The sequence below is a fragment of the Priestia sp. SIMBA_032 genome (genome assembly GCF_046535215.1).
In the GTDB taxonomy this organism is placed as follows: Bacteria; Bacillota; Bacilli; order Bacillales; family Bacillaceae_H; genus Priestia; species Priestia aryabhattai.
Genome location: NZ_JAWRXD010000057.1, coordinates 1 through 3,862, shown reverse-complemented (window position 1 = coordinate 3,862; position 3,862 = coordinate 1). Strand labels below are relative to the sequence as shown.

6 protein-coding genes and 1 pseudogene are annotated in these 3,862 nt (G+C 31.1%); 6 read left to right on the top strand and 1 reads right to left on the bottom strand.

Going from position 1 to position 3,862, the window contains the following annotated elements; translation table 11 throughout:
- The 4 genes and pseudogenes from SB717_RS33245 to SB717_RS33230 form a co-directional block, all read left to right on the top strand.
- Positions 1-459: pseudogene (locus SB717_RS33245) on the top strand (DEAD/DEAH box helicase); the annotation flags it as partial.
- A gap of 338 nt (positions 460-797) precedes the next feature.
- Positions 798-968: a hypothetical protein gene (locus SB717_RS33240; protein WP_410907048.1), complete on the top strand. Its 171-nt coding sequence runs from the start codon at positions 798-800 to the stop codon at positions 966-968.
- 26 nt (positions 969-994) lie between these two features.
- Complete coding sequence (locus SB717_RS33235) at positions 995-1,183, top strand: hypothetical protein (protein WP_053488355.1); 189 nt, start codon at positions 995-997, stop codon at positions 1,181-1,183.
- 194 nt (positions 1,184-1,377) lie between these two features.
- Positions 1,378-1,875 (top strand): hypothetical protein, encoded by a 498-nt coding sequence (locus SB717_RS33230; RefSeq protein ID WP_410907046.1) that lies wholly within the window; start codon positions 1,378-1,380, stop codon positions 1,873-1,875.
- 291 nt (positions 1,876-2,166) lie between these two features.
- On the opposite strand, the gene SB717_RS33225 is transcribed toward SB717_RS33230, so the two are convergent.
- On the bottom strand, positions 2,167-2,649 hold the full coding sequence (locus tag SB717_RS33225; RefSeq protein ID WP_192101184.1) for a hypothetical protein: 483 nt from the start codon (positions 2,647-2,649) through the stop codon (positions 2,167-2,169).
- A 208-nt stretch (positions 2,650-2,857) separates the two neighbouring features.
- Between SB717_RS33225 and SB717_RS33220 the strand changes: the two genes are divergently transcribed.
- Entirely contained in the window at positions 2,858-3,148 is a 291-nt protein-coding gene (locus SB717_RS33220) for a hypothetical protein (protein WP_230185048.1), read from the top strand.
- Positions 3,149-3,425: 277 nt separating this feature from the next.
- Positions 3,426-3,698: an HU family DNA-binding protein gene (locus SB717_RS33215; protein WP_097825604.1), complete on the top strand. Its 273-nt coding sequence runs from the start codon at positions 3,426-3,428 to the stop codon at positions 3,696-3,698.
- Positions 3,699-3,862 lie beyond the last annotated feature (164 nt).

Genomic DNA, 3,862 nt, shown 5'->3' with positions numbered 1-3,862 from the left:
TTTGATATTCCTCAGGATCCTGAAAGCTATGTTCATCGTATTGGTCGAACAGGACGGGCAGGTACTAAGGGATTGGCGGTTACATTTATAACCTCGAGAGAACGGCATCACTTAAAAGTGATTGAAGATGTCACAAAAACAAGAATATCTAGACAATCACCTCCTACTTCTAGTGAAGTAATAGCAGGACATCAGGAAGCAATCATACACCGCGTTTTGAACACCATCGACAAGAGAGAGTTCGGGGAATATAAACCTGTGGCGGAAAAGTTATTAGAAGAAGTGGATTCTGTTACCCTATTGTCAGCTACTTTAAAGCTCTTAACAAAAGAGTCGAATATGGCTTCTGTCCAATTAACTGAAGTGGCACCACTTCGTAATGAAAAGGCAAAAACGGAGCGTAAGAGAAGTAGAGGCAGAAAAGAAACAGTATGGCGTGAAAAAAAGTATAGAAAATAATCCCTTACTGTTTTATGACTATGTACTTCATTAGTAGATATTGAGATTTATCACACGGTAAGGTGTCAAAATACAACTATCCCTTTGTGAACCAACTATCGAAGAAAGGTTGCTTATTTTTTTAACACATATACCAGAAAACCTATACGAATTGATGTAAGCCTTTCTCAGCTTCATTATAAGAATCACACGGAAACTTTAATTGTTAATCCTTATGATTGTGGAGAACTAAAAAAATATCAGGCAAAAGAACTGGGTAAAAATAAAGAATCTTAGGAGAGCTAAATTATTCCTTAAGATAAATTTTATTATTTCTGATATGAGAGAGGATGAGGGCTATGAGCGTAAAACTATTTAGTAATGGAGAAATAGTAAACATAAGAGTATCGAATGAATTAGTGACAATCTTAAAAAGTCATTATGTAAAAAACATGAAAAGATACTCTTATACGGTTACTAAATATCCAAGTACTTTTTTCTTTGAAGAAGAATTAATGAAGCAAGAATAATAAGTAGATAAAGAGGTGCTACACCTATGCTTAAATTTAAAGTTATTTTTGAATTTATAAATGGCAGGACAAAGGAATTAAAATTTGAAGCCACATCAAAGAAAGAAGTCATTAGTCATATAACAAAATATGAAAGATTCATTTCGAATGAAAAAGAGCTAGTGCACATCAATTTAAATAATGTGGTACAGTTTATGGTTACAGAAGAAAAATAAGAATAATAAAAATAGGCATCTATTAATTGGGGTGCTTTTTATTTTGATAGAAATACTGATTTAAGAAATAAGCAACACTATAAGGTTTAGAGCTTTTTGATTTCATGACGTGTCATCAGTGTCCTTTTTTATTTTGAGAAAACAGGGAATTTTTTAAGACTCGTCGTATTAATATAGATAAAGAGGTGGTTGAATTGAAGCAATTAATTATCAATAATGTTGAATTTAACGTTGAAAATTTCGAAGAAAAAACAATTACACATTCCCCTACAGATGAGCAGCTAAAAAAGATTGGTTTTGCATTTTCGGTTATAGGAAAAAAAGATTATAACTTATATGACTTATTTTTCGAAAGCCCTCATTTTGAACTTACTATTGTTGATACAAATGAGAAACTTAAAATGCGAAATATTTCACACAGTACTTTTTATCAAGCAGCAGAGATATCAGATGACACAAAAGTCGTATTTAGAATTAAGTTACAACAAGAACCAGTCAAAGAAAAAGAACTTACAAAAGATCAGAAGTTGATGGTTAATGCCGTAAATGAGGTTGTTTTATCTAGAGTAAGATTTAAGGCGTTAGAAGAAATACTAGAAGAAAAAGGATTAATCGAAGGTGATGAATTATTTGATAAGATTGAAAAAGTAGCTAAAAGAGACTTTGATACGTTAAAGAAAGAATTACTTTAGGGTAAAGAAGAAATAAATACGTAAAAGCACCCCTATCTTATCAAGGTGCTTATTTATTTTTCCATAACGAGCCTTTTCGTATATTATTTCCGAGAACAGTCGTTATGCTTAAGTAAATGATAAAGTATTTTGTGAAAATCATTAGTTTTACTATTTACTAAAAATATATACAAATATGTAATATTAATAAAGAATCTTTTCTACCCTTACTATTCTAGACGAATAGTAACAAAGACTGCTAATTAACTAATATTCTTTATATAACATACATTTGAGAAATTTTTTTCAAAGTTATAGATAAGGGGAATCAACCATCTCAACATGGAGACCTGTTAAAACTACTTTTTCTAAAGCATTAAAACATTTTTGAGAGGTTCCTATGTACATATAATAATCATAGCCAAAATGGACAAAGAACTGATTTCCTAACTCTAATTTACACCATACTGCATTTCGTAATGTTAATTTTACTAGCTTTTTTACTTCTTGAATACTTATCCATTGTCCTATCCATAATTTTGATATGAACTCAGTTTCATTTTGAGCTTCTATATCTTCAGACCATTGTTCTAACCCTTTTATATAAAGTTTGTTGATATTCATTTCATTCATGAAGGTTATAACGGCATTAATATACTTTTTTTCCACTTTCAAATATTCATCCATCTCTACATTTATTCCCACTTCAGAAAAACAGGTCCATTCATCATTGAGAAAGTAACCATTATTATCTCTTTTTAAGGGGTTATATTTCGTTACTCTCCAAGAATACAACTAGCACTCATCTCCTCAGTATAGGTTTTATATATCTCTAGTCAACATACCAGAAACTCTTGGATTTAAAAAGAACTCTGTTTGTTAAAGAGAATTCGGTATACAATTTGTACTTCCTGCAATTTTATTTAACTTATCTTTAAACCAATATAGGAAATAGGCATCAAAAATATTCAGAATAATGTAAAATATTAAATAGAAGTAACTTATGGAAAAGGTAGTGGAAGCTATGGCTAAAATCACAGGAAAAGAAAAAGTAGAGTTTTACTTAGATGGAAATTTATTGATGGAAGGTCCAGCCTCTGAATTTTTTAAAGAGGGAAGCATGCACGGGGAAAATATTCCATTAGGTTTAGGAGATAGGTTTGATATGATGAATTTCCCGACAATGGGTGACACAATAAAGCTTCGAGTTATGAAAATGAAAGAAGATCTTCTAGATTCAGGAGAAATTCACACGCTTAAATACTTTCTTTCAAATTATGACGATCAGAAATAATGGCATATCAAAAGCACCCACTAAAACAGCAACGTGTAATTGAAGTATATAGATAAATAAATCTATAAAATTATAGTGATACTTATACTTATACTTTTCATCTAAGTATACTTATGCGGAATTTATCATACCAAACAATATATGAATTTTCGTATGTAAATCATACAAAAAGAGGTTTTTTTCACTTTCTATCTAATGTTATAAGGTAACAAGTGTGTAGAAGCTAGGTTAACACCTCTACATACTAAGTTAAAATAATAGGATGAGGTGTTTGAATATGAATAAAATGGAACTAGTTAGTGCTGTTGCAACAAAAGCAGAACTAACACAGAAAGATGCTGAAAACGCTGTAAATGCGCTACTGGAAACAATTTATGACACACTTGCCAAGAAAGAAAAAATCCAACTGATTGGATTTGGGACATTTGAAGTGCGGGACCGTGCAGCACGAACAGGTCGTAATCCTCAAACAGGTGAAGAAGTAGATATTCCTGCTTCGAAAGTGGCTGCTTTTAAAGCAGGAAAGGAATTAAAACAAGCTGTTAAATAACTATAGTTTTTGATGAATAAAACCACTATAAATTGGAAATTGATTATAAAAATGGAAACATCAACTCCAATTTTATTATGGTGTATGTGAACTGAACCCAAAAAGTTAGATCCTTTATCTAAGCAGCGAATGAGGATTGAATTCTGTATTCTACAGGGGTCAAT